This window comes from Petropleomorpha daqingensis (assembly GCF_013408985.1).
Taxonomy (GTDB): Bacteria; Actinomycetota; Actinomycetes; order Mycobacteriales; family Geodermatophilaceae; genus Petropleomorpha; species Petropleomorpha daqingensis.
Map to the genome: position 1 here is coordinate 4,025,399 of NZ_JACBZT010000001.1, position 23,547 is coordinate 4,048,945.

The following is a 23,547-nucleotide window of genomic DNA, read 5'->3' on the forward strand; positions in this document are numbered from 1 at the left end:
CGGGCCGCCATCCGGGCGCCAGGGTCGTGCGCGGACTGCCGTTGACGCTCACCGGCGTCTCCTCCTCGAGCGGGCGGACGTGTGATCCACCCCTCCTTCCGTCGTGAGGGGCCGGTCGGATGCAGCGGGTTCCGTACCCTTTCGGCATGACCCCGACCGTGCGCGAGCTCCTCCAGGAGGGGCGGCCGACGTGGTCGTTCGAGTTCTTCCCGCCCAAGAGCGACGACGCCGAGCGCCAGCTGTGGACGGCGCTGCGCGAGCTCGAGCGCCTGCAGCCGTCGTTCGTGTCGGTGACCTACGGCGCCGGCGGCACGACCCGCGAGGGCACCGTCCACGTCACCGAGCGGATCGCGCACGAGACGACGATGACGCCGCTGGCGCACCTGACCGCCGTCGACCACAGCGTCGCCGAGCTGCGGCACGTGGTCAGCCGGCTGGCCGCCGCGGGCGTGCGCAACATCATGGCGCTGCGCGGCGACCCGCCGGGCAGCGATCCGCAGGCGGACTGGATCCCGCACCCGGAGGGCTTCTCCTACGCGGCCGAGCTGGTCGAGCTGATCCGCTCGATGGGCGACTTCTCGGTGGGCGTCGCGGCGTTCCCCGAGCGGCACCCCCGCTCGACCGACTGGGCCACCGACGTCGACATGTTCGTGGCCAAGTGCCGCGCGGGCGCCGACTTCGCGATCACCCAGATGTTCTTCCGGCCCGAGGACTACCTGCGGCTGCGCGACCGGGTCAGCGCCCGCGGCTGCGACGTCCCGATCATCGCCGGCGTCATGCCGGTGACCAACGTGAAGATGATCAACCGGATCGTGCAGCTGTCGGGTCAGGCGTTCCCGACCGACCTGGCGGCGCGGTTCGCCGCGGTCGACGGCGAGACGCCGGAGGCGAGGGCCGCCGTCCGGGCGCTGGGCGTCGAGGTGGCCACCGAGCTGTGCGCCCGCCTGCTCGCCGAGGGCGTGCCCGGCATCCACTTCATCACCATGAACCGGTCGACCGCGACGCGGGAGATCTACGCCAACCTCGCCGCGCTCCCGATCACCTCCTGACCGACAGCGCCTCGGCCGTGCGGCGGGCGGCGCGGCGCAGCCCCTCCCGCTCGGCGGCGTAGCCGCCCAGCACGCCGGCCACGGGCAGGTTCGACAGCGCCCGGTGCCGCAGCTTGCCCTTGGGCCGGGCGTCGAGCATGTCGTCGATCCGGCCGAGCAGCCGGGACATCCGCCAGATCGTGCGCACCGGCCCCCGCTTCGCGCCGAGCGCCTCGTCGCGGTAGGTGCCGGCGGCGTGGGTCAGCAGCGGCCGGACCTTCTCCGGCGGCAGGTCGCGGTCGAGCAGCACCCTCGCCAGCAGCGAGACCCGCTCGGCAGGGTCGGTGACGCCGTGCTCGCCGGCCACGCCGAGCACGACCAATGACTGGACGGCGGTGCCGACGGTGTTCTGCAGCGGCAGCAGGTCGGCCAGCCGGCCGAGGAACCGCGGCGCCGCTGCGACCCCGGCCGCTACCGTGGACGCCTGGTCGGCCCACCAGGCGTCCCGCTCCGAGGGGGAGCGCGACGCCGGCCGGCCCAGCCGCCGGACGCCCGGGGTGGCCAGCCGGTCGACCCGGCGCAGCACGTCGACGACGACCGCGTCGCTGATGGGAACCATGCCCCTCCCGGTTCCCCGCTCGCGCCGTTCGCACGCGTCGATGAGTTCCGGCCGCGCCGGACGTCTCTCCAACGAGCACGACATCCCCTGGAGGACGCCATGACGACCACCCCCACCACCGCGAGGCCCGGCCGTCCGCCGGTCGTCGACCTGGCCACCTGGCAGGCCGCGCGCGACGAGCTGCTGGTCCGCGAGAAGGCCCACACCCGCGAGGGCGACGCCCTCGCCGCCGCTCGCCGGCGGCTGCCCATGGTCGAGATCGACGGGACGGCCGAGGTCGTCGGACCCGACGGCGCGGTCCCGTTCCTGGACCTGTTCCAGGGCCGCGACGAGCTGCTCGTCTACAAGCACATGTGGTACGACGGCGCCCCGCACCAGGGCCAGTGCGAGGGCTGCACGCTCACCGCCTGGCAGCTCCGGGACGCCGTGTACCTCAACGCCCGGGGCGTCTCCTTCGCCGTCCTGACCACGGGCGCGTGGGATGAGGTGGCCGCCTACGTCGAGTTCATGGGCTACACGCAGCCCTGGTACTCGGTGCGCGACGTGCCCGAGCCGATCGGCGGCGACATGGGCTACCTGACCGTCTTCCTGCGCGACGGCGACCGGGTGTTCCTCACCTACTCCACGACTGGCCGCGGCAACGAGCCGAGCGCCCCCTCCTTCGCCCTGCTCGACCTGACCCCCTACGGCCGTGGCGAGGCGTGGCAGGACAACCCCGAGGGCTGGCCCGAGGGGCAGCACGCGTGCTGGTACTGGCGGGTGGACGTCGAGGGCAACCCCACCTGGGGCGGGACAGGTCGCCCCGTGCCGCAGTGGACCCGCCCCGGCGCGACCCCGGAGGAGACGCTCGGCCGGCGCGGGCCCCACCACTGACCTGCGCGGTCAGCCCGCCGTCGTCAGGACGTAGAAGCGGAACAGCGGGTGCTCGATGTCGGCGATCTCGCACGAGGCGAACCCGGCCTCCTCGGCGTAGCGGCGCACGGTCGCCGGGCGGATCGCCGCCCCGGTGCCCACTCCGCCGTCGGCCAGCGAGCCGGGCAGGCAGACCAGCACGGACGAGCCGTAGAACAGCCGCTCGACCATGTCCCCGGGAGCCGTGAACTCCTCGGCGGCACGCTCGTCGACGACGAGCAGCACCCCGCCGGGCACCAGCGACCGGCGGCAGGCGTCGAGCACCTGCACCGGGTGGCTCAGGTCGTGCAGCGCCTCGACCATGAGGGCCGCGTCGTAGGGCTCGTCGGCGGGCTCGGTCAGGTCGCAGACCTCGAAGGACACCCGCGCCGCCACCTCGGTCCCGGCGAGGTTGCGGCGGGCCAGCGCGATGGACGTGTCGTCGATATCGAACCCGTGCACGACCGCCTCCGGGTAGCGGCGGCCGAGCGCCTGCGTCGACCAGCCGGCGCCGCACGCGGCGTCGACGATGCGGGCCCCGGGGCGGCGGGCCTGCTGGTCGAAGCCGGGGACGGCGGCCAGCCACCCGTCGAGCTCGTGGGTGAACGCCGGCCGGTTGAACGCCGCCTGCGCCTCGACGATCCCGGTCGGGTAGTCCGACCAGGAGATCCCCTCACCGGTGCGGTACACCTCGAGCAGCCGGTCGAAGACCTGCGCCAGGGGTGGGATGAAGCCGGCGATGGGGGCGACGTAGGCGGGTGAGGTCGGGTCCAGCAGAGCCGGGACGACGTGCGCCGGCAGGCGGTACCGGCGCTCGTCGGCCGGGTCGCCGGAGTCGACGGTCACGATGCCGGTGACCGCCTGCTGCTCGAGCCACTCGCGGGCGTAGCGCTCGGCGACGCCGGTGCGCCCGGCCAGCTCCGTGCTGGTCAGCGGGCCGTCGTGGGCGAGCGCGGCGTACAGGCCCAGCCGGTCGCCGATCCCGATGGCCAGCAGGTCCATGCTGCCGAGGGCGGCCTCGAAGATCCGGCCGACGAAGGCCTCGGTCGCCTCGTCGCTGATCTCCTCGACGGCGGGCTCGGTGGTGTCGATGCTCATGGCTTCCTCCTCGCGGGTGGTGCGGACACCCGCTCGGCGTCAGTCGCCGGCTGACGTCGTCAGGTGGGCGGCGGCCCGGTCCTGACCCGCCAGCGCACCGGCTGCTCCGGGTCGTAGCAGCACTCGCGGCCGGTGCGCAGGGCCGCGCGCAGGTGCCGGGCCAGCGCGGGCATCGGGGTCTCCAACCGGGTCACGACATCGCGGAGGCGCATGGTCACCGCCTTGCGGGCGCGGTCGGCGTCGTCCCCGAGCCGGCGCGCCCGGCCGCCCAGCCCGACCGCCGCCGCCAGCTCGCGGAGCAGGAACTCCCGCTCGTCCCGCAGCCGCCCGGCCCGGCCCAGGTCGGCGTCGGCCTCGGCATCGGCGATCTCGTCCTCCAGCGTCCGCAGCCGGTCGCGGTAGGCCGACCGGGCGCGCTCGTCGAGCACCTCGTCCCCTCCGGCCGCGGCGATCTCCACACCGGTGCCGGCGGCGAGCAGCCGCACAGCGGGCACCGGCACGCCCGGCCGGGACACCAGGGTCGCGAGGTCGCGCAGCCCCTTGAGGTCCGGCAGGACGGCGGACGCCCCGGCCCAGCCGACGACCCAGCCGCCGGCCTCGCGGCGCAGCAGCGCCTCGCCGTCCCGGGCGCCGTCCGCCTTGCCCGTCAGCCGCCGCAGCGGTCCCTCGGCGCCCGCCTGCCGGTAGGCCCGCTCGGCGGTGTCGTGCCACCGCGCGGCGTCGTCCCGCCGGCCGAGCAAGCCGGCCAGCAGGGCCAGCCACTCCTCGACCACGCCCCAGCAGGCCGCGCCGATCCCGTCCACCACCCACAGCCCGGCGTGCGGTGCGAGCAGCTCGAGCAGGTCCGCGGCGGCGTCGCGCTCCTCGAGGAAGGCCACGGCCTCGACGCAGGCAATCAGGCCGCTGAGGAACTCCGCGTCCTCGGGGATCGACCGGAAGCGGGCGTCGGCCAGCGGCCGCAGGAAGCGCGCGGTGGCTGCCCGGTCGCGCAGCCCGGCCGCGAGGGAGGCCCGCGCCACGAGCAGCTGCGGCATCCGCGGCGGGAAGTCCGCGGCGTACTCGGTGAGGGGCGGTTCGAGCTCGGCCAGCTCGTCCGGCCGGCCCCAGCGGGTGGCCATGCGCAGCGTCATGGCCAGGATCACCGCGTTGCGGCTCTGCGCGCGGCGGCCGATCGCGGCGGCCTCGTCCGCGCCGGCCTCGGCGTCGGCGTCCCGCCCGGCCAGCTGGGCCCGCATCCCGCGCCACAGCGGCGGGTACCAGAGGTGGGCCGGCTCGTGGGTGCGCCGGGCGAGGACGTCGAAGGCCTCGATCTGGGCGTCGGCGGCGGCGAACTCGCCGCTCTCCAGCTGCGCCACGAGCAGGAACCGCCGGGCGAGCAGCTCCCCGTCGACGTCGGCCAGCCGCTGGGCCACGGCCAGCATGTTCTCGGCCACCGCGCGCCGCTCGGCGAGGTGCCGGGGACCGCCGATCATGTCGGCGTAGCCGGCGAGGGCGTGCAGGATCGCGCGCTCGTCGCGCACGGACTCGGCCTCGCGGACGGCCGACCGGGCGTACCGCAGCCGGGTGCCGGGGTCAGCCGACAGGTAGGTCGCGACGGCGAGCCGGGCCCGCACGCGGGCGCGCAGCCCACCGGGCGGGAGGTCCCGGTCGGCCTCCTCGAGCAGCGCGACCTGCTCCTGGTCGTGCAGCGCGACCTCGAAGCCGCCCTCCCCGCCGGCGAGGGCCAGCGCGGCCCGGGCCAGCACGTCCACCCGCCCCGAGGCGCGCGCGGCGGCGGCCGCCCGCAGCAGTTCGGTCCGGGCCGGTCCGGTGTCCCCGCGGCGGGCCCGGACGTCGCCCAGCACCAGCAGGTCCTCCGGGTCGTCGCTGCGCCGGTGGGCCAGTTCGGCGAAGGCGAGCGCCTGGTCCAGCGCCGCGGCGGCCCGCGCCGCGTCGCGGGCGCGCCGGGCGGAGCGCAGCGTGCGCGCGTCGGCCTCGGGGCCGGCCACGTGCGACCAGTGCACGGCCAGCGCCTCGTCCGCTCCGGGCCGGCGGGCCTCGAGCGCCAGCGCGGCCCGTTCGTGCAGGGCGGCCCGGGGACGGGTGCCGGCCTCGTCGAGCAGGACCTCGCGGACGACGGCGTGCACGAACCGCACCGGCGTCGTGGGATCAGAGGGCTCGACCAGCCCGGCCCGTTCCGCGTGCTCCAGCAGCTCGCCGGTCTCCTCGAGGGGGCGCCTCGCGGTGGCCGCCAGCACGGGGAGGTCCGCGTCGGCGCCCAGCACGGCGGCCGCGGTGAGCACCTCCACCGTCGCGGAGTCCAGGCGGGCCAGCCGGCGGGTGAGCACGTCGCGGACGCCGTGGGGGACCCGCTCGGCCCCGGCCGCGCCACCAGTCTGCATGCGCACCAGCTCGCGGACGAAGAACGGGTTGCCGCCGGACTGGTGCGCGGCGCGGGCGAGCGCGTCCTCCGGGAGCGCGCCGTCCGCGGTCGCCTCCGCCAGCTCCAGGGCCTCGGTCGGCGGCAGCGGCGCGAGCGGGATCCGCAGCACCCGCGGCGGCAGATCGGCGAGCAGGTCGCCGCCCTCGGCGGTCCGCCAGCTGGCGAGGACGGCGACCGACCGGCCGGCGGTCGCGTCGACCACCCCGCGCAGCAGCCACCGCGTGTCGGCGTCGGCCCAGTGGAGGTCCTCGAGCAGGAGCAGCACGGGGCGCTCGGCGGCCGCGACGTCCAGCCGGTCGACGAGCGCGGCGAGCACCCCGCTGCGCCCCTCCTGGGCCCCGGGCACGCCGAGCGCCGCGAGGACGTCGCGCCAGGCCCAGAACGGCGGCACCCCGTCGAGCTCGGTGCAGTGGCCCCACGCCACCAGCGCTCCCCGCGCGGCGGCGCGGCCGGCGCACTCCTCCAGCACCCGGGTCTTGCCGATGCCCGCCTCGCCGGAGAGCAGCGCGGCGCCGCCCGCCCCGGCCGCGGTGGCGTCGAGCAGGTCGTCGAGGGTGCCGAGCACGGCGGACCGCCCGACGAGGGACGTCCGGCCGGCCCGGGGCATGCGGGGAGTCTCCCGGGCGGGTGCGCTCGCGGGAAGGCTCGCGCACGGCCGCACGTCGTACCGTCGGAGCGTGGCTCGGGAGCGGTACGGCGCCGGGCGGCGCTGGTCGCTGGTGGTCGCCCTGGTCGCCGTCCTCGCCGCGCTGCCGGCGCTGATCGGCGCCCTGCCGGCGTCGGACTCCCGCGTCTCCGCCGCCGACCTGCGCGCCGCCGTCCTCGCCAGCGCCGACGTGCCCTTCTCCGGCTACGCCGAGTCGGCCGGCGGGCTGGCCCTCCCGGTGAGCGACCAGCTGACCAGCCTGGCCGACCTGTTCAGCGACCGGACGACGATGCGGGTCTGGTGGCGCAGCGCGATCAGCAACCGGGTCGACGTCGTCACCGCCACGGGCGAGACCGACGTGCACCGCGACAGCGAGGGCAGCTGGACCTGGGAGTACGAGAGCAACCGGGTGACCCGCACGGAGGCCGCCCCGCTCGCGCTGCCCGCGCCGCCCGATCTCCTGCCGCCGACGCTCGGCCGCCGGCTGCTGTCGGAGGCGGCGGACGACGAGCTCTCCCGCATCGACCCGATCCGGATCGCCGGCCGCGACGCCCTCGGGCTGCGGCTCGTCCCGTCCGCATCCGCGTCGTCCGTGTCCCGGGTCGACCTCTGGGCCGACGCCGCTACAGGCCTGCCGCTGAAGATCCGGGTGTTCGCCAAGGGGGCGGGCGCGCCGGCGCTGGACACCCGGTTCCTCGACCTCGACCTGTCCGCGCCGTCGCGCGAGGTCACCGCGTTCACCCCGCCGCCCGGCGCGACGTTCATCCGGGACCCGCAGAACGAGGTGATCGACGAGGCCAACCGGCGGCTGCGACCGGTCTCGCTGCCGCACACCCTCGTCGGGCTGGACCGCCGCTCGATCGAGGGCGCGCCCGGGGCGATCATCCTGTACGGCCGCGGGGTCACGCTGCTCGCCGTCGTCCCGGTGCCGCCGCGGCTGGCCGGGTCGTTGCGGCAGGCGGCGCAGTCCTCGCCCTCGGCGGTGGCCGACGCACTCGGCATCCGGCTGGCTGCCGGCCCGGTCGGGATCATGGTGGTCGGGGCACCCGGCGAGCAGGCCTACGTGCTCACCGGCACGGTGACCCTGGACGCGCTGGAGACCGCGGCGCGCGCACTGCCCGAGCTGCGGAGGGGCGGATGAGCGCGGTCATCGCCACCCGGGGGCTGGTCAAGCGGTTCGGCCGGCTGCGCGCGGTCGACGGCATCGACCTCGACGTCCGCGAGGGCGACGTCTACGGCTTCCTCGGCGCCAACGGCTCGGGCAAGACGACGACGGTGCGCATGCTGCTCGGCCTGGTGCTGCCCACCAGCGGGGAGGTGGAGCTGCTCGGCGGGCGGATGCCGCGAGCCGGCCGGCGGGTGCTGCCGCGGGTCGGCGCGCTGATCGAGGGCCCGGCGCACTACGGCCACCTCTCGGGCCGGGAGAACCTGTCGCTGCTCGACGCCGCCGGTCCGGGCGGAGGCCGGCGGACCCGGCGCACGCGGATCGACGAGGTGCTCGAGCAGGTCGGCCTGGCCGGGGTGGGCCGCCGTCCGGTCAAGGCGTACTCGCTGGGCATGCGTCAGCGGCTGGGCCTGGCCGGCGCGCTGCTGCGCCGTCCCGAGCTGCTGGTGCTCGACGAGCCGACCAACGGGCTGGACCCGCAGGGCATCCACGAGATCCGCACGCTGCTGCTCGAGCTGCACCGCGGGGGCACCACGATCTTCCTGTCCAGCCACCTGCTGGCCGAGGTCGAGCAGATGGCGACCCGGGTCGGCGTGCTCGACCGCGGCCGGCTGGTGCTGCAGGACGAGCTGGCCGTGCTGACCGCGCCGACCGGGCGCACCGTCGTGCACAGCCCGGCGCCGGAGCTGGTGCGGGCGACGCTCGACGGGCGGGTGAGCGCGGTCGACGGCGAGCGGGTGCTGGTGCGCGGCGCCGACCCGGCGGAGGTCAACGCGCTGCTGGTGCAGGCCGGTGTGCCGGTCCGCGGGCTGGCGCTGGAGCGGCCGTCGCTGGAGGAGGTCGTGCTCGCCGCCGCCGGGACGAGCCCGGACCGGGTGGAGGCGGTGCGGTGATCCTCGTCGAGCTGCGCAAGCTGTTCCGCCGTCCGCGGACCTGGGTGACGATCGGCATGCTCAACCTGCTGCCGCTGATCGTGGCGATCCTGCTGGTGGTCACCCACCTGGCGCCGCGGCCGGGGCAGGGGCCGCTGTTCCTCTCCACCGTGCTGACCAACGGCACGCTGTTCCCGCTGGCCGCGCTGGCGATCGTGCTGCCGCTGTTCCTGCCGATCGCCGTCGCCGTGGTGGCCGCCGACTCCGTCGCCGGCGAGGCGCAGACCGGGACGCTGCGCTACCTGCTCGCCCGCCCGGCCGGGCGGACCCGGCTGCTCGTGGCCAAGCTGGTCGCCGTCCTGGTGTTCGTGCTGGTCACGGTCGTGATCGTGGCGCTGGTCGGGTACGTCATCGGGACGACGATGTTCGACACCCAGCCGCTGACCGGGCCCGGCTCGATCGGCGGGACGTCGGTGTCGGGGACGTCGCTGACCCCGCAGGACCTGGTCGAGCGCACGCTGCTGGCGGTCGGCTACATCGTCGTGTCGATGTTCGGCGTGGCCGCGTTCGCGCTGTGCTTCTCCACGTTCACCGAGTCGCCGCTGGGCGCCACGCTCGGCGCGCTGGCGGTGCTCGTGGCGTCGTCCCTGCTGTTCACCCTCGACGCGGCCTCGCCGATCGCGCCCTACCTGCCGACCCGCTACTGGCTGGCGTTCGTCGACTTCTTCCGCGATCCGATCCTGTGGCGCGACATCCTGCGGGGGCTGGCGCTGCAGGGCGTCTACGTCGGCGTGCTGCTCGCCGTGTCCTGGGCCAACTTCACGACCAAGGACGTCACGAGCTGACGCGGGCGGCGCGGGGGAGCAGCGCGGCGCTGCTGCCGGCGGCCGCGGTGAACAGCAGCACCATCCCGGCGATCTGACCCAGGTGGTAGGCCGAGTCCGGCTCGAGCCCGACCAGCCCCGACAGCCCCGGCACCAGGCGGAACATCGCAGCGGCGATGCTCGCGCCGATGGCGACCAGCATCGGGCGGGCCTTCGGGTGCCCGTGCGCCGCGGCCCAGACCCACAGCCCGAGCACGCAGGCCACCGTGATGCTCTCGCACCACATGATCGCCGCGATGCTGGCGTGCCCGGTGGCGGCGAAGATCGCGTAGGCCACCAGCCCGACCAGGCGCAGCGGCCAGAAGACGATCGCCCGGCTGCGGCCGAGCACCTCGATCACCGAGGCCGCCAGCAGGAACGACATCACCACCACGACCATGCTGCTGACGATCGCCCAGCTCACGCGGGCGACCTGCGGGTCGCCGACCAGGACGGCGTGGTGCACCGCGCCGCCGAGCGCGGCCACCGCCGCCCACAAGAAGGTCAGGCGCCAGTACTTCGAGGCCGGGGTGCCTCCGGGCAGCCGCACGCAGAGGTAGAGGCTCACCAGCCCCAGCGCCAGATCGGTCAGCGACGCCATCGGCTCGAGGAGCACACCTCACCGTAGGTCGGCGTGGCCGCGCCAACCAGGAGTTCAGGCGCGGACGAGGCGGACGTGCGCGACCGACGGCGTACCCGTCGAGGGACACCGCCAGGTTGTGCACCCGCAGCTTCGCCATGCCCATGACGACGGCGCGTCGCCGGGGAACTCATCGACGGATCAGCTGCCGCTGAGGCGGGCGCAGTCGGCCGAGGTCAGCTGCACCGGGTCGCCGGCGCCGAGCTCGGTCACGACCATCGCCTGCACGAGCGGGTCCTGCGGCAGCCCGCCGTGGCCGACCCGCGCGTCCGCGCACACCGACTGCACGGTCATGTTCAGCGCGCCGTCCAGGCGGGCGGAGTCCGGCGGGGTGACCGTCTCGTCCTGCGTCGTCCAGATCGAGACCCAGGTCGGCCCGTCCGGCGTCTCGTCCTTCGCGTTGAGCGAGGCGAGCAGCTCGCTGTCGCTCGCCAGCTGCCGGCAGCCCTCCGGGCACTGGTCGGGCGCCACATCGCCGGCCAGGTCGGCCAGGCTCGTGCCGTGCTGCGGCGAGCCCAGGGTGACCACTCGCCGGACGACGGCGTCGCCCCCGTCGGCGACCCAGAGCCGGGCGATCACCCCGCCGGCCGAGTAGCCGACGACGTCGACGCTCCGCGCGCCGGTCCGGTCGAGCACGGCGGTCGCGGCCTCGTCGAGGGCCTCGGCCGATGCGCGCAGGTCGCCGGTGCCGTCGCCCGGCAGCGCGACGACGGTGGCGTCCCGGCCGGACGCGGTCAGCCGGTCGGCGAGGCTCTGCAGGGACTGGGTCGAGCCGCCGTACCCGGGCACGAGGAGCACCGGCCCCGGCCGGTCCTGCGACACGGCCGCCCCGCCGCGCCCGTTGCCGGCGGGCAGCAGCAGCACGACGGCCAGCGCCACCACGGCGACCGTGACCACGGTCAGCAGGACGAGGACGGCGCGCCGTCGGGCAGGGGAGAAGCCGGCGAGCACCTCTCCACTGTCCCCGCTCTCGCCCGGCGCGCCACCGGCTGGTGGACTGCCGGGGTGCTGAGCCGCGAGGAGTACCTGGCCGCGTGGGCGCGCTGGCACGGCGGCACCGACCCGTCGGCCAGCCCGCTCGTGCGCGGCTGGCTGTCGCTCGCCTACGCGCTGGCCCGCCCGCTGGCCGGGGTGCCGCCGCTGCTGGCGACGGCGCTGGGGCTGCTGGTCGCGGCCGGCGCGGCGGTGCTGGCGGTGCCGGGTGGCGGCTGGCTGGTCGCCGCCGGCGTGCTGGTCGGCGTCTCGGGACTGCTCGACAGCCTGGACGGCGCCCTGGCGATCGCCGGCGGCCGGGCCTCGCGGCGCGGGTTCGTGCTGGACTCCGCCGTCGACCGGCTCACCGAGGCCGCCTACGCAACTGCGCTGTGGCTGGCCGGGGCGCCGGGCTGGCTGGCCGCCGCGTTCGGCGCGCTGTGCTGGCTGCCGGACTACCTGCGCGCCCGCGCGGGGCAAGCCGGCGTCGCCGAGACCGGCGCGCTCTCGGTCTGGGAGCGGCCGACCCGGGTGGCGATGACCGGCTTCTCCCTCGGCGGCGCCGGCGTCGTCGCGCTGCTCGGCGGCCGCGGGTCGGTCGTCGTCCTCGCCGGGACCGCGGCCGGGGTGCTGCTGGGCGCGATCGCCGTCGGGCAACTCGGTGTCACCCTGAGGCGTTCACTTTCCGGCTGAGCCCGACCACCGCCGGGCGGGCCCTCGGGGCGGCCCCTACCCTGAGGTGCTCGTTCCACCAACCCCAGGGAGGGTCCGCGTGACCGTCGTCGTCACCGGTTCCATCGCCACCGACCACCTCATGACCTTCCCGGGCACTTTCACGGAGCAGTTCGTGGAGGGCCAGATGGAGAACGTCTCGCTGTCGTTCCTGGTCGACGACCTGGTGCAGCACCGCGGTGGGGCGGGCGCGAACATGGCGTACGGGATGGGCCTGCTGGGGCTCGCGCCCGTGCTCGTCGGCTCGGTCGGCAGCGACTTCGCCGACTACGAGGCCTGGCTGTCGCGGCACGGCGTCGACACCGGCAGCGTCCGTTGGTCGGAGCTGAAGCACACCGCGCGCTTCGTGTGCACCACCGACGCCAAGAACAACCAGATCGCCTCCTTCTACTCGGGGGCGATGTCCGAGGCCGGCGACATCGAGCTGGCCCCCGTGGTCAAGCGGGTCGGGGCGCCGGAGTACGTCGTCATCGGCCCGAACGACCCGACGGCGATGGTGAGGCACACCGAGGAGTGCCGGCAGCGCGGCTTCCCCTTCGTCGCTGACCCGAGCCAGCAGCTGGCCTGGGCGGACGGCGGGATGATCCGCGGCCTGGTCGAGGGCGCCGACGTCCTGTTCACCAACGAGTACGAGCACGCGCTGCTGCTGCAGAAGACCGGCTGGACCGACGCCGAGGTGCTCGCCCGCGTCGGCACCTGGGTGACCACCCGGGCGGCCGACGGGGTGCGCGTGGAGGCCGCCGGCCGGGACCCGATCCACGTGATCGCGGTCCCGGAGACCAAGCCGGTCGAGCCCACCGGCGGCGGCGACGCGCTGCGGGCCGGCGTGATCGCCGGGCTGACCTGGGGGCTGTCGATCGAGCGGGCCACCCAGCTGGGCTCGGCGGTCGCCACCGAGGCGGTCGAGGTCATCGGCACGCAGGAGTACGACATCCTCCGCGAGCCGTTCCTGCACCGGTTCGCCGACGCCTTCGGCCCCGACGCCGCCGCCGAGATCGCCGAGCACCTCCCGAAGTAGCGGTGGAGTGCCAGGGCGCGGAATCCGCGCCCGTGGCACTCCGCACCTACCCGCCGCGGAGGCGCTCGCCGATGCTCGGGTCCTCGCTCCACGTGCCGTAGGGGATCCGCGGGATCTCGAGGATCTCGCCGAGCGTCGTCCACTCGTTGCCGCCGAGCCGGGCGACCGGGTCGAGGTGCTCGATGCGCGGCCGGCCGTCGCGGACCGCCGACTCCCAGGCGGTCACCGCCAGCACCCGGCCGAACACCACCCAGCAGTCGCCGAGCTTGATCGTCGAGTGCAGCGTGCACTCGATGCTGACCGGCGACTGCGCCACCCGCTTGGCCGCCACCTTGTCGCTGGGCTCCAGCACGACGCCGGTGTGCTCGGCCTCGCTCTGGTCGGGCGGGAAGTCGGTGGCCGTGGCGTTGATCTGCTCGAACAGCGCCCGCGGGGTGAGGTTGACCGTGAACTCGCCGGTGGCCTCGGCGTTGTTCAGCGAGTCCTTGCGGCCGACCGACGTGAACTGCACGATCGGCGGCTTCACGCAGGACACCGTGTAGAAGGAGTGCGGCGCCAGGTTGTCCACGCCGTCGGCCGAGCGGCTGCACACCCAGGCGATCGGGCGGGGCACCACGACCGAGTTGAGGATCCGGTAGAAGTCCCGCGACCTCATGTCGTCGGGATCGAAGCGCACGCGCGCGGGCGAGGTCACCGGCCCATCGTCGTCGGCCCGGGTGTTCCCGGCGCGGGCAGGGTCCGGCCACGCCAGGTGAGGGTGCCGCGGCGGTGGCCGCGGACCGAGCGGACCACCAGCGCGTCGAGCACCAGCAGCGAGACGGGGTGCGCCAGCGCGTCGGGCCAGGGCCGGCTCCCCGTGCGGACGGCGACGACGGCGCGCCCGGCCACCCCGGCGGCGTAGCCGAGCAGCCCCGCGCGCGACCCCCGCAGCGCGGCGAGCGCCGGGACGACGCCGACCGCGGTCAGCGCGGCCGCCGCGGCGAGGGTTCCCGCCGGCGAGCCGACTGTGGCCCAGAGCGACTTCGTGTAGCCGTCGCGCAGCGCGGGCCAGCCGTCGTACATCCGGCAGGCCGCCAGCCGCGACCCGTCGACCGGCCCGCCCCGGCCGCCGGCGCGCTTGACCGCCCGCAGCAGCGCGAGGTCCTCCAGCACCTCGCCGGCGACGGCCGCGTGCCCGCCGGCCCTGCGGTAGGCGGCGGTGCGGACGACGAGGAACTGCCCGTTCGCGGCGGCGAGCGATGGCCGCGGCGAGCACTCGGCCAGCCGCACCGGCAGCGTGGTCGCCCACAGCCACGGCGACAGCGGCTGCACCAGCCGCTCGGCGAGGCTGCCGGTCAGCGGCCGCGGCCACGGGGAGACCAGGTCGAGGTCGTGCGCGTCGAGCACGGCCACGGCGGCGGCGACCGCGTCCGGCCACAGCCGCACGTCGGCGTCGACGAAGACGAGGACGCCGTCGTCCGCCCGGGCGGCGCCGACCGCGCAGGCGTGCGGCTTGCCCAGCCACCCCGGCGGCGGGGCACCGGCCTCGACCAGCGTGACGCGGTCGTCGGCGAAGGCCAGCACCGCCTCGCGCGTGCCGTCGGTGGAGCCGTCGTCGACGACCACCACCCGCAGGCCGGGCACGCCGCGCTGGTCGAGGACCGCGGCCAGGCACGCACCGACCTGCCCGACCTCGTCGCGCACCGGCAGGACGACGGTCACCGGCCGGTCGACCGGTGGCGGCGCCGCGGGCGGCCGGCGGAGCAGGGCCGTGTTCAGCGCCGCGTGGGCCGCGCCGGCCACCGAGGCGGCCGCGAGCAGCCGCACGATCCGGCCGCTCACACGCGCGTCCGGTGCCGGACGGCGAGCGCGACGAGCACCGGCACGGCGAGCGCCACGCCCCACGCGGCGGAGCCGGGCAGCCCGAGCCAGCCGGCGTGGGCCAGCGCGCCACCGAGGGTCATCCAGCCGAGGACCAGCAGCGGCGCGGCGTCGCCGATGCGCGGTGCGGTCGCGGTCCGGGCGACCAGCACCTCGAGCAGGGTCATGAGCAGCGCGCCGGCGAGCAGCCACCCGCCGAGGTTGGTCAGCGGGACCGTGCCGATGCCGGGCAGTCCCGGTCGGGGGTGCGCCCAGGTCCAGTAGCCGGCCTGCACCATCTGCGGGTCGAGGACGACGTCCCACGCGGCGAACACGGCAGCCGCGACGGCCACCCGCGCGGCCGGACGGCCGGCCAGGCGTGCGGCCAGCACCCAGCTGGGCCAGGCCATCATCAGCCAGGCCAGGGGCACGAGGAACGGCACGCCGAGCAGCCGCGGGCCGAGCACGTCGCCGTAGCGGTACTCGCCGTACGGGAAGCCGGTGGCCAGCCCGATCGCCTCGACGACGACGGCGGTGCCGCCCACCAGCAGCAGGACCCCGACGCCGGTCCGCCGGCCGCGGCTGATGCCGGCGTGGGTGACCGAGACCGCGGCGCCGAGCAGCACGATCGCCCAGGTCACCGCGTCGCGGGCGCCGCCGTCGGTGAGCGGGTAGGCGATCGCGGCGAGCACGAGCAGCCCGGCCAGCGCGAGCGGGACGCGCCTCACGCCCGCCGCCACCGCCGTCGCCGGTCGGCCAGCACCAGCCGGGCCGCCGTCCGCCCCGAGTTGCCCGACACCCCGCCGCCGGGGTGCGTGGAGGCGCCGGCCAGGTACAGCCCGCGCAGGCCGGGGACCCGCTGGCCGGCCAGCGCCGGCGTCGGCCGGAACGCGAACATGCTGGCCAGCCCCATCTCCACGTGCATCACGTTGCCACGGGGCAGCACCAGCTCCCGCTCCAGCGCGAGCGGCGTCTGCACGTACCTGTCGACGACCGAGGCGGCGAACCCGGGCGCGAACCGGTCGACCGCGGCGAGCAGCCGGTCGGCCTCGGCGTCGGCCAGCGCGTCCCAGTCGCCGTCCTTCGTCTCGTACGGGTACCACTGCCCCCAGACGGTGACCACGTGCCGGCCTTCCGGCGCGAGGGTGTCGTCGGATGCGGAGAAGCACATCGCGAGCGGCACCGGCACGCGCGGCAGCCGGCCGGCCTGCCAGTCGCCGTGCGCGGCGGCCAGCTCGGCGCGGTCGGTGCACAGCAGCTGCAGCCCGCCCAGCGCCTCGGGTCCGGCGCCGGGGTAGGACGGCGGCGCGTCGGTGAGCGCGCGGACGACCAGGCCGAAGCCGTTGCCCAGCGGCGGACGGGCGTCGGCCAGGGCCGGGGGAGCGGCGTCGCCGGCCAGCTCGCGGGTGGCCAGCACGTGGCAGGCGGCGACGACGGTGCCGGCCGCGATCCGCCGTCCGGACGCCGTCTGCACCCCGGTGACCCGGCCGCCGTCGGTGAGCAGCGCGACGGCGGGGTCGCCCAGGGTGACCCGACCGCCGTCGGCCTCCAGCCGTCGCCGCAGCGCGGCGGTGAGCGCCCCCGAGCCGCCGACCGGATGCCCGGGCGGGACGTCGTGCAGCAGCGCCACCCAGCCGACCATCGCCGCCGTCCCGGGCTCGGACATCGCCGGGCCTGACTGCGCGCCGAACCAGGCCAGCGCCGCCTTGAGCCGTTCGCTCTCGAACCAGCGGTCCAGCAGCGCGTCGCCCGAGCCGAGGAAGTCGACGGCCAGCTCCCCACCGGGGGTGCGCGGGCGGCCGTTGCGCGGGGCGCCGAGCGGCCAGAACGCCCGCAGCAGCGGGCCGGCGGTGGGCCGGGCGGCGAACGACCTGGCGACGGCGCGGCCGCGCGGGGCCCAGACCTCGACGAAGCGGCGGTAGGCCGCGGCGTCGGCGGCGCCGCAGGCCTGCTCGATCGAGGCGCAGGTGGCGTCGAGGTCCTTGGAGAAGACCAGCGGCGGTTCTCCGGGCGGGCCGGGCGCGAAGCCCCACGGGTCGCAGTCGACGTAGCGCAGCCCGTGCGCGGCCAGGTCGAGCTCCTCGACGATCCCGCTGTGCCGGATGATCACGTGCGCGCTGGAGCCCCGGTCGACCCGCACGCCGGGCCAGCGCTCGACGGTGGAGACGGCGCCGCCGAGGACCTCGTCGCGCTCGACCACCTCCACCGACAGGCCGGCGCGGGCCAGGTAGCAGGCGGCGACCAGGCCGTTGTGGCCGGAGCCGACGACGACGGCGTCGGTCACTCCGGCGCTCAGGCGCCGGGCTGCAGCGGCAGGCGGGCGCCGAGGATGGCGAAGGGCCGCGAGTCGCCGGGGAAGTGGTGCCCGCGCGCGAGGTCGACGAACCCGTCGGCGTGGTACAGCCGGAAGGCCTTGGTGTCGGCGTCCGGGGTGGACAGCAGCGCCGCCGGGTGCGGCACGTCGGCCACGAGCGCGTGCAGCAGCTGGCGGCCGAGGCCACGGCTCTGGTGATCGGGGTGCACGTGCAGCTCGCAGACCTCGAACGCGCCGGGTAGCCACCGCTTCGCCGTCCGCCGGTCCAGCGCGGCGCGCACCTGGTCGTGCCACCACTGACCCGGGGCGACGACGTAGCCGTAGCCGAAGCCGACCAGCTCCTCGCCGTCCGGCGTCGCGGCGAACGCACCCACGGCGCGGAAGCCGGGCCGCTCGGTGTGCTGCATCGCGTAGCCGTAGCGGCCGGCGACGACCGAGGAGTCGTAGCCCATCGCCAGGCCGTAGATGGCGAGGGCCTCGTGCATGTGGTCGCGGATCCACGGCACGGGCAGTTCGACGACCCGCACCGCGGGCCGGGTTCCTGTCACGGGCCGACCGCCTCCTCGACGTCGGGGGAGGAGCCGTCGGGGATCGGGCTGCCGCCGACCTCGGCCGCCGTCCCGGCGGTCAGCCGGAGCAGCTCCTCGTAGCTGGTGGGGAAGACCGCCGAGGGGTGGCCGGCGGAGGCCCAGACGCGCTCGTACCGGGCCAGTTCCACGTCGACCAGGGTGCCGATCGGCTCCGGGTGGCCGATCGGGGCCACGCCGCCGATCGGCTGGCCGGTGTGCTCGCGGACGAAGTCGGCAGCGGCCCGCCGCACCCGCTGGACGCCGAGCAGGCCGGCCACCTGGACCTCGTCGACTCGGTGCCCGCCGCTGGTGAGCACCAGCAGCGGCTCGCCGTCGACGTCGAAGACCAGGCTGTTGGCGATCGCGCCGACGGGGACGCCGAGCTGGGCGGCGGCCTCGGCAGCGGTGCGGGCGCTGCCGGTCAGCTCGCGCACCTGCCCGGACGCGCCCGAGGCGGCCAGCAGGTCGGCCACTTCGGCGACCCGTGGGTGCGCGGGACGGGTCATGCCGGGAATCCTGCCACCGGCCCGGTTCGCTCGGCACGCCGCGGCACGGCGCAGCACTTGACGGGCCGCCCCGGGTCGGGTCTACTTCTCCGTGTTCGAACACGCGTTCGAACCGAGCTCGTTCGACACAGGCGGAGCGTCAGCGCAGCCGACCCCCGCCGTTCTCGGGTCCCTTCCCCGCCCGGGGCGGTGGGCCGGCGGCGGGGCCAGGACAGGGGAGTGTGCCATGAGCCGGGTGCTCGGTGCGGCTGGGATCGGTGAGCGGACCCGGCCCGGCGAGGAGGTGCAGGTCGAGCGCGGCCCGCTCGGCCCGGCACAGTTCTGGCGCGGATCGTCGCGCTACGTCGTGGGCGAGCTGCTCGACTCCTGGGTGGAGACCGCGCCGTGGTGGCAGCAGCACGCCGCGTCGGCCGCCTCCGGGGGCGGCGCCTCGGCCGAGCTGGTCGCCACCCGCGAGGTGTGGCGGGTGGAGGCGGTGCGGGCCGGCCGGTCGCGGATGAGCTTCGCCGGCGTCTACGACCTGTCCTGGGACGCCGCCGGCAACCGCTGGTGGCTCGTGCGGGTGCACGACTGATGGGCGCCGCACGAGCCATGCCTGCCGACCAGCTGCCCCTCCCGCCGCCCTTGCCCCCGGCGGCGGCCCAGCTGCTCGACCAGGCCCACCGGGCGCTGGCGGAGGCCGCGGCCTGCACCGACGACCCCCGGCGTCGGTACGCCACCGCCCACCTCGGCGCGCTGCGCGGGGCGGCCGCGGTGCTGGCCGCGCGCACCCGTCCGGAGACCGGCCGGCGCCGGCCGCGCAGCGCCTGGGTGCTGCTCGGCTCGGTCGCGCCCGAGCTGGGGGAGTGGGCCACCTTCTTCGCGGCCGGCGCCGCCAAGCGGGCCGCGGCCGAGGCCGGGCTCTCCCGCGCGGTCACCGAGCGGGAGGCCGACGACCTGGTCCGCGACGTCGGCGCGTTCCTCACCGTGGTCGAGCACAGCCTCGGCCTCTCCGTTCCCGAGCCGGTCCGGCCGGCCGCCCCCCGTCCACGGGTGGTCGGCGGCACCGACCACCGAAAGTGAGCGGCGACCCCTTCGTCCACCTCCACGTCGCCTCGGGCTACTCCATGCAGTACGGCGCGAACCATCCCGCCGATCTCGTGGCCCGGGCTGCCGAGCACGGCATGCCGGCGCTCGCGCTGACCGACCGCGACGGCCTCTACGGCGCGGTCAAGTTCGCGCTCGCCTGCCGTGCGGCGGGGGTGCGACCGATCTTCGGGGTGGACCTCGCGATGGCGCCGGCCGTCGACTCCGCGCTGCCGCGCCCGCTGGGCCGGGCACTGGGAGAGCGGCCGGTCCGCCGGGTGCCCGCGCGGGGCGGCGCCAGCGTCGACCCGCGGCTGCCGCGGGTCACCTTCCTCGCCCGCGATGGCGAGGGCTGGCGTTCGCTGTGCCGGCTGACCAGCGCGACCCACCTGCGCGGCACCCGCGGTGAGCCGGTCAGCTCGCTGGCGCTGGCCGCCGAGCACGCCCCCGGGCTGGTCGCGCTGCTCGGCCCCGACTCCCCGGTCGGGCGGGCGCTCGCCGAGGGCCGGGCCGACGCGGCCGCTGCGGCGCTGGACGCCTGGCGGGCGGTCTTCGGCCCCGGCCGGCTGGCGGTCGAGCTGGTGCACCACCGCGGCCGGGGCGACCGGGCCCGGGCGGCGGCCCTGCTGCGCTTCGCCACCGAGCAGCAGGTGCCCGTGGTGCTCAGCAACGCCGTCCGCTACGTCGACGCCCTCGACGCGCCCACCGCCGACGTGCTCGACGCGTCCCGCCGGCTGGTCGCGCTCGACCTGCGGCACGTCGACCGGCGCACCGCCGAGGGCTACCTGAAGTCGGGCAAGGAGATGGCCCAGGTCGCCGAGGACCTCGTCGGCCCCGACCGCGACGCGGCGCTGCGGCTGCTGGAGGGCACCGCCCGGCTGGCCGAGCAGTGCGTCGTCGACGTCACCGCCGACCTCGGCATCGGCACCGTCCGCTATCCCGAGCTGGAGGTGGTGACCACCCCGGCCGAGCGGGAGCTGAGCCCCTCGCAGGTGCTGCGCGCCCGGTGCGAGGCCGGGCTCGGCCGGCGCGGCATGGCGCTCACCGAGCGGGTCCGAGTGCGCCTGGACGAGGAGCTGACGGTCATCGACTCCCTCGGCTACCCGTCGTACTTCCTCACCGTCGCCGACGTGGTCGAGCTCATCAAGGGGCTGCGGGTGCGGGCGGCGGCCCGCGGCTCCGGCGCCGGCAGCCTGGTCACCTACCTGCTCGGCATCTCCGACGTCGACCCGATCCGATACGGGCTGCTGATGGAGCGGTTCCTCTCGCCGCTGCGCCACCAGCTGCCCGACATCGACATCGACGTGGAGTCCGCCCGGCGGATGGAGGTCTACGACGCCGTCCTCGAGCGCTTCGGCGCCCACCGGGTCAGCTGCATCTCGATGATGGACACCTACCGGGTGCGGCACGCGATCCGCGACGTCGGCGCCGCGCTGGGCATGCCGATCGCCGAGGTCGACGCCATCGCCAAGGCGTTCCCGCACATCCGGGCCAACCAGGTGCACGAGGCGCTGCGCGACCTGCCGGAGCTGCAGGCCAGCCGGTACGGGTCCAAGCGGGCCGGCGGCAACGGCGACCTCGACCTCATGTTCGACCTGGTCGCCCGGCTCGACGGGCTGCCCCGGCACATCGCGCTGCACCCGTGCGGGGTGCTGCTCTCCGACGCCACGCTGCTCGACCGCACCCCGGTGGAGAGCAGCTTCCTGGGCTACCCGATGAGCCAGTTCGACAAGGACGACGTCGAGGAGCTCGGGCTGCTCAAGCTCGACCTGCTCGGCATCCGGATGCAGTCGGCGATCGCGCACGCCCTCGGCGAGATCGAGCGGGTCGACGGCGAGACGGTGGACATCGACGCGATCCCGCGCGACGACCCGACCACGTTCGAGCTGATCCGCAGCACCCGCACGCTGGGCATGTTCCAGATCGAGTCGCCGGGGCAGCGGGAGCTGGTCGGCAAGTTCGGCCCGGAGACGTTCGAAGACATCGTCATCGACATCTCGCTGTTCCGGCCCGGACCGGTGAAGAGCGACATGGTCACCCCGTTCCTCATGGCCCGGAACGGCTGGCGCGAGCCGGAGTACCCGCACCCCGACCTCGAGTTCGCCCTGGAGCAGACCGCCGGCGTCGTCGTCTTCCACGAGCAGGTGCTGCAGATCGTCGCGCGGATGACCGGGGTGAGCCTGGCCGAGGCCGACGAGGTGCGCCGGGCGCTGGGAGAGAAGGACGCCCATGCGGAGGTGCGGGCCTGGTTCGTGCCGCAGGTGCTCGAGGCCGGCTACCCGGTCGAGGTCGCCGAGCGGGTGTGGCAGGTGCTGGCCGCCTTCGGCTCGTTCGGCTTCTGCAAGGCCCACGCCGCGGCGTTCGCGCTGCCCACCTACCAGTCGGCGTGGCTCAAGGCGCACCACCCGGCGGCCTTCCTCGCCGGGGTGCTCACCCACGACCCCGGCATGTACCCGAAGCGGCTGATCCTCGACGACGCCCGCAACTTCGGCATCCGCGTGCTCGGCCTCGACGTCAACGCCTCGTCCGACACCTACCGGGTGGAGGGGGTCGAGGACGACGACGGGATCGTCCGGCCGCGCCCGGAGTGGATGCCGGCGTCGATGCCCGAGCCGTCGCGCTACGGCATCCGGCTGGCGCTGGCCGACGTCAAGGGCATCTCGGACGACGAGGTGGGCCGGATCGTCGACGGGCAGCCCTACCGGTCGCTGGCCGACTTCTGGCAGCGGGCCTCGGTGTCCCGCCCGGTGGTGGAGCGGCTGGTGCTCGCCGGCGGCTTCGACTCCCTCTACGGCTTCGGGCTGCGCGACCGGGAGGCCGGCCGGCCGTCCCGGCGGCGCCACCAGGTCAACCGCCGCGACCTGCTGCTGCAGATCGGCGAGCTGGACCGGTGGACCCGCAGCGGCGCCCGGGCGGGCTCCCGCGGCCAGCTCAGCCTCGACTTCATGGGGCTGGAGCTGGCCGAGGAGGAGACCGCGCCGGACTGGGCCGACAGCAGCGGGCTGCCCGAGTTCACCGACGCCGAGCTGGTGCGCGCGGAGCTGGAGGTGCTGGGTCTGGACGCCAGCCGGCACGTGATCGACTTCTACCGGCGGTTCCTCGGCGAGCTCGGCGCCGTCCCGGCGGGGGAGATGCTCGGCTGCCGCAGCGAGGCCGAGGTGCTGGTCGCCGGGGTGAAGGTGGCCACGCAGACCCCGCCGATCCGCTCCGGGCGCCGGGTCATCTTCGTGACCCTCGACGACGGCACCGGCTGCACCGACTCGACCTTCTTCGAGGACGTGCAGGGCCCCTACGCCGCGACCGTCTTCCACTCGTGGCTGCTGGTCATCCGCGGGGTGGTGCGCCGCACCGGGCCGCGCGGGATCTCGCTGCGGGCCACCGGCGCGTGGGAGCTGCCCGCGCTGCACGAGGCCTGGGAGGCAGGCGGGCTGGCCGCGGTCGCCGAGCACATGGCCGCGCCGGGGGAGTTCACCGAGCAGGCGATCGCCGGCGCGGCGGCGTCGCGCAACTCCCGACCGGTGATGGTCCGGCCGGTGCTCGTGCACCCGACCGGCTTCCGCATGTCGCCCTACGCCGACATCAAGCCCGCGGGGGAGGACACCAAGATCGCCGCCCGCCGCGCCGCCGCACCGCGCAAGCTCTGGCACTCCAGCCCGGGCAGCTCCGGCCACTGAGAAAGGACCCCCTGCCCCCCACCGCTCGCAAGCTCGCGGCGGGACCCTGCAGGGGGCCACCGATGAGTTCCGGGCGCCCGGCGCGTTCCTAGTGCAGAAGGGACACCACACCGAGAGGACGACGACGATGCCGAAGACCGTGATCTGCCTGTGGTTCGACACCGAGGCCGAGCAGGCCGCCGAGTACTACACCTCGATCTGGCCGGACTCCGAGATCCTCGGCGTCCTCCGGTACGGCGAGGAGGACCCGCAGCGCGCGGGCACGGTGCTGACCGCGAGCTGGCGGCTCGGTGACACCGAGTACGTCGGCCTGAACGGCGGCCCGCAGAACTGGGGCTTCAGCGAGGCCATCTCCTTCCAGATCCTCTGCGCCGACCAGGACGAGGTCGACCACTACTGGGACGAGCTCACCGCTGGCGGCGAGGAGAGCCAGTGCGGCTGGCTCAAGGACAAGTTCGGCGTCTCCTGGCAGGTCGTGCCCACCCGCCTGATCGAGCTGCAGAACGACGCCGACCCGGCCCGCCGGCAGCGCGCGGTCCAGGCCATGTTCCAGATGCAGAAGATCGTCATCGCCGACCTGGAGCGGGCCGCGGACGCGGTCCCCGCGTAGCCCC

At 75.8% G+C, this 23,547-nt stretch carries 22 protein-coding genes; 11 read left to right on the plus strand and 11 right to left on the minus strand.

All coding sequences use genetic code 11. The annotated features are described in order from the left end of the window. Positions 1-146: 146 nt before the first annotated feature. On the plus strand, positions 147-1,049 hold the full coding sequence (metF, locus tag GGQ55_RS19970; protein WP_179719735.1) for a methylenetetrahydrofolate reductase [NAD(P)H]: 903 nt from the start codon (positions 147-149) through the stop codon (positions 1,047-1,049). On the opposite strand, the gene GGQ55_RS19975 is transcribed toward metF, so the two are convergent. Then, the gene (locus tag GGQ55_RS19975; protein WP_179719737.1) at positions 1,039-1,647 is read right to left on the minus strand and encodes a hypothetical protein; all 609 of its coding nucleotides are present in this window, start codon (positions 1,645-1,647) and stop codon (positions 1,039-1,041) included. The genes metF and GGQ55_RS19975 overlap by 11 nt on opposite strands. A gap of 99 nt (positions 1,648-1,746) precedes the next feature. Here GGQ55_RS19975 and GGQ55_RS19980 point away from each other — a divergent pair, with 99 nt between their 5' ends. After that, positions 1,747-2,520, plus strand: a complete 774-nt coding sequence (locus GGQ55_RS19980) for a DUF899 domain-containing protein (protein ID WP_179719739.1) — start codon at positions 1,747-1,749, stop codon at positions 2,518-2,520. Between the two features lie 9 nt (positions 2,521-2,529). Here the strand turns inward: GGQ55_RS19980 and GGQ55_RS19985 are convergent, their stop codons facing one another. Next, entirely contained in the window at positions 2,530-3,636 is a 1,107-nt protein-coding gene (locus GGQ55_RS19985; protein WP_179719741.1) for a class I SAM-dependent methyltransferase, read from the minus strand. Between the two features lie 59 nt (positions 3,637-3,695). Continuing rightward, a complete protein-coding gene (locus tag GGQ55_RS19990; protein WP_179719743.1) occupies positions 3,696-6,665 on the minus strand; it encodes an ATP-binding protein in 2,970 nt (989 codons plus the stop codon). A 70-nt stretch (positions 6,666-6,735) separates the two neighbouring features. Here GGQ55_RS19990 and GGQ55_RS19995 point away from each other — a divergent pair, with 70 nt between their 5' ends. The 3 genes from GGQ55_RS19995 to GGQ55_RS20005 are packed head-to-tail and all read left to right on the plus strand — an operon-like array spanning position 6,736 to position 9,586. Continuing rightward, a complete protein-coding gene (locus GGQ55_RS19995; protein WP_366489796.1) occupies positions 6,736-7,845 on the plus strand; it encodes a transcriptional regulator in 1,110 nt (369 codons plus the stop codon). Beyond that, entirely contained in the window at positions 7,842-8,762 is a 921-nt protein-coding gene (locus GGQ55_RS20000) for an ABC transporter ATP-binding protein (RefSeq protein WP_179719745.1), read from the plus strand. The genes GGQ55_RS19995 and GGQ55_RS20000 overlap by 4 nt, the downstream gene beginning before the upstream one ends. Then, positions 8,759-9,586, plus strand: coding sequence for an ABC transporter permease (locus tag GGQ55_RS20005; protein ID WP_179719747.1), 828 nt, complete (start codon positions 8,759-8,761; stop codon positions 9,584-9,586). Before GGQ55_RS20000 ends, GGQ55_RS20005 begins: the two co-directional genes overlap by 4 nt. Here the strand turns inward: GGQ55_RS20005 and GGQ55_RS20010 are convergent. Further along, on the minus strand, positions 9,576-10,220 hold the full coding sequence (locus GGQ55_RS20010; protein WP_179719749.1) for a DUF6962 family protein: 645 nt from the start codon (positions 10,218-10,220) through the stop codon (positions 9,576-9,578). The genes GGQ55_RS20005 and GGQ55_RS20010 overlap by 11 nt on opposite strands. A gap of 165 nt (positions 10,221-10,385) precedes the next feature. After that, a complete protein-coding gene (locus GGQ55_RS20015) occupies positions 10,386-11,195 on the minus strand; it encodes a lipase family alpha/beta hydrolase (protein WP_179719751.1) in 810 nt (269 codons plus the stop codon). A gap of 54 nt (positions 11,196-11,249) precedes the next feature. Here GGQ55_RS20015 and GGQ55_RS20020 point away from each other — a divergent pair, with 54 nt between their 5' ends. Together GGQ55_RS20020 and GGQ55_RS20025 are read left to right on the plus strand one after the other, a co-directional pair. Continuing rightward, the gene (locus GGQ55_RS20020) at positions 11,250-11,909 is read left to right on the plus strand and encodes a CDP-alcohol phosphatidyltransferase family protein (protein ID WP_179719753.1); all 660 of its coding nucleotides are present in this window, start codon (positions 11,250-11,252) and stop codon (positions 11,907-11,909) included. A 79-nt stretch (positions 11,910-11,988) separates the two neighbouring features. After that, a complete protein-coding gene (locus GGQ55_RS20025) occupies positions 11,989-12,966 on the plus strand; it encodes a carbohydrate kinase family protein (RefSeq protein WP_179719755.1) in 978 nt (325 codons plus the stop codon). A 46-nt stretch (positions 12,967-13,012) separates the two neighbouring features. On the opposite strand, the gene GGQ55_RS20030 is transcribed toward GGQ55_RS20025, so the two are convergent. From GGQ55_RS20030 to GGQ55_RS20055, 6 genes are read right to left on the minus strand one after another with little or no spacing between them, the layout of a single operon-like run. Next, positions 13,013-13,660, minus strand: coding sequence for a flavin reductase family protein (locus GGQ55_RS20030; protein WP_366489799.1), 648 nt, complete (start codon positions 13,658-13,660; stop codon positions 13,013-13,015). Further along, on the minus strand, positions 13,657-14,787 hold the full coding sequence (locus GGQ55_RS20035; protein WP_179719757.1) for a glycosyltransferase family 2 protein: 1,131 nt from the start codon (positions 14,785-14,787) through the stop codon (positions 13,657-13,659). The genes GGQ55_RS20030 and GGQ55_RS20035 overlap by 4 nt, the downstream gene beginning before the upstream one ends. Beyond that, the gene (locus GGQ55_RS20040) at positions 14,784-15,533 is read right to left on the minus strand and encodes a carotenoid biosynthesis protein (RefSeq protein ID WP_366489801.1); all 750 of its coding nucleotides are present in this window, start codon (positions 15,531-15,533) and stop codon (positions 14,784-14,786) included. The genes GGQ55_RS20035 and GGQ55_RS20040 overlap by 4 nt, the downstream gene beginning before the upstream one ends. Then, positions 15,530-17,089, minus strand: a complete 1,560-nt coding sequence (locus GGQ55_RS20045) for a phytoene desaturase family protein (protein WP_179719761.1) — start codon at positions 17,087-17,089, stop codon at positions 15,530-15,532. Before GGQ55_RS20045 ends, GGQ55_RS20040 begins: the two co-directional genes overlap by 4 nt. A gap of 8 nt (positions 17,090-17,097) precedes the next feature. After that, entirely contained in the window at positions 17,098-17,667 is a 570-nt protein-coding gene (locus GGQ55_RS20050; protein ID WP_179719763.1) for a GNAT family N-acetyltransferase, read from the minus strand. Next, positions 17,664-18,194 carry a YbaK/EbsC family protein gene (locus tag GGQ55_RS20055; RefSeq protein WP_179719765.1) on the minus strand — a complete coding sequence of 177 codons (531 nt, stop codon included), beginning with the start codon at positions 18,192-18,194 and terminating at the stop codon, positions 17,664-17,666. The genes GGQ55_RS20050 and GGQ55_RS20055 overlap by 4 nt, the downstream gene beginning before the upstream one ends. A gap of 226 nt (positions 18,195-18,420) precedes the next feature. Here GGQ55_RS20055 and GGQ55_RS20060 point away from each other — a divergent pair, with 226 nt between their 5' ends. The 4 genes from GGQ55_RS20060 (at position 18,421) to GGQ55_RS20075 (ending at position 23,543) form a co-directional block, all read left to right on the plus strand. Continuing rightward, positions 18,421-18,768, plus strand: coding sequence for a DUF6504 family protein (locus tag GGQ55_RS20060; protein ID WP_179719766.1), 348 nt, complete (start codon positions 18,421-18,423; stop codon positions 18,766-18,768). Positions 18,769-18,785: 17 nt separating this feature from the next. Beyond that, positions 18,786-19,256 (plus strand): SAV_6107 family HEPN domain-containing protein, encoded by a 471-nt coding sequence (locus GGQ55_RS20065; protein ID WP_246323843.1) that lies wholly within the window; start codon positions 18,786-18,788, stop codon positions 19,254-19,256. Next, a complete protein-coding gene (locus GGQ55_RS20070) occupies positions 19,253-22,933 on the plus strand; it encodes a DNA polymerase III subunit alpha (protein ID WP_179719770.1) in 3,681 nt (1,226 codons plus the stop codon). The genes GGQ55_RS20065 and GGQ55_RS20070 overlap by 4 nt, the downstream gene beginning before the upstream one ends. A gap of 127 nt (positions 22,934-23,060) precedes the next feature. Next, on the plus strand, positions 23,061-23,543 hold the full coding sequence (locus GGQ55_RS20075) for a VOC family protein (protein ID WP_179719772.1): 483 nt from the start codon (positions 23,061-23,063) through the stop codon (positions 23,541-23,543). The last annotated feature ends 4 nt before the right edge of the window (positions 23,544-23,547 follow it).

Excerpts from the sequence above, each read along its gene's own strand:
- metF (WP_179719735.1), top strand. The coding sequence starts at position 147 with ATGACCCCGACCGTGCGCGAGCTCCTCCAGGAGGGGCGGCCGACGTGG.
- GGQ55_RS19975 (WP_179719737.1), bottom strand. The coding sequence starts at position 1,647 with ATGGTTCCCATCAGCGACGCGGTCGTCGTCGACGTGCTGCGCCGGGTC.
- GGQ55_RS19980 (WP_179719739.1), top strand. The coding sequence starts at position 1,747 with ATGACGACCACCCCCACCACCGCGAGGCCCGGCCGTCCGCCGGTCGTC.
- GGQ55_RS19985 (WP_179719741.1), bottom strand. The coding sequence starts at position 3,636 with ATGAGCATCGACACCACCGAGCCCGCCGTCGAGGAGATCAGCGACGAG.
- GGQ55_RS19990 (WP_179719743.1), bottom strand. The coding sequence starts at position 6,665 with ATGCCCCGGGCCGGCCGGACGTCCCTCGTCGGGCGGTCCGCCGTGCTC.
- GGQ55_RS20000 (WP_179719745.1), top strand. The coding sequence starts at position 7,842 with ATGAGCGCGGTCATCGCCACCCGGGGGCTGGTCAAGCGGTTCGGCCGG.
- GGQ55_RS20055 (WP_179719765.1), bottom strand. The coding sequence starts at position 18,194 with ATGACCCGTCCCGCGCACCCACGGGTCGCCGAAGTGGCCGACCTGCTG.
- GGQ55_RS20060 (WP_179719766.1), top strand. The coding sequence starts at position 18,421 with ATGAGCCGGGTGCTCGGTGCGGCTGGGATCGGTGAGCGGACCCGGCCC.
- GGQ55_RS20065 (WP_246323843.1), top strand. The coding sequence starts at position 18,786 with ATGCCTGCCGACCAGCTGCCCCTCCCGCCGCCCTTGCCCCCGGCGGCG.
- GGQ55_RS20075 (WP_179719772.1), top strand. The coding sequence starts at position 23,061 with ATGCCGAAGACCGTGATCTGCCTGTGGTTCGACACCGAGGCCGAGCAG.